This is a genomic window from Priestia sp. P5_B4, assembly GCF_056400385.1.
On sequence record NZ_JBFULJ010001456.1, the window covers coordinates 1 to 591 of the forward strand.

1 protein-coding gene is annotated in these 591 nt (G+C 35.1%); it reads right to left on the reverse strand.

The annotated features are described in order from the left end of the window. On the reverse strand, nt 1-591 hold a 591-nt coding region (locus AC1DRF_RS31585; RefSeq protein WP_477742771.1), incomplete at both ends, for a carbohydrate kinase family protein.

Genomic DNA, 591 nt, shown 5'->3' on the forward strand with positions numbered 1-591 from the left:
GGTTATCTCTCGATGTGCCAAGAGAAAGCAACACTGATAAGAATCCACCTATAAATGCGTCACCTGCCCCTGTGGTATCTGAAACAGTTACTTTAAATCCTTTATCCTCAAATTGTTCTCCATTTTTCAGATAGATAATAGCCCCATCTTTTCCTTTTGTGTAAACGACTACTTTTACATTGCCAACAAAAAGAGAGTTAATAGCTTCTCTTTCTCCCTTAATATTTGTTATAAAGAATAATTCTTCATCAGATACTTTTACAAGATCGGCTAATGGTAAAAAGTCTAGAATTGTTCGGCGACAACTCTCCTTATCGGGCCATAAAGGAAGGCGAACATTTGGATCAAAACTGACAATTCCACCTGTTGCTTGAAAAGCATTTATTACTTCTATATGAGTTTGTTTCATTGGGCTTTCAACTAAATCTACCGAACAAAAATGAAGMATATCTTCTTTATCAAACCACTCAGATTTTACTTCATTTGGTAAAAGTAATAAATCAGCTGAATTCTTTCGATAAAAGCTAAAATCTCTCTCCCCTGATTTATCTACAGATACAAATGCTAGACCAGTCTCTCCTTCATTACATC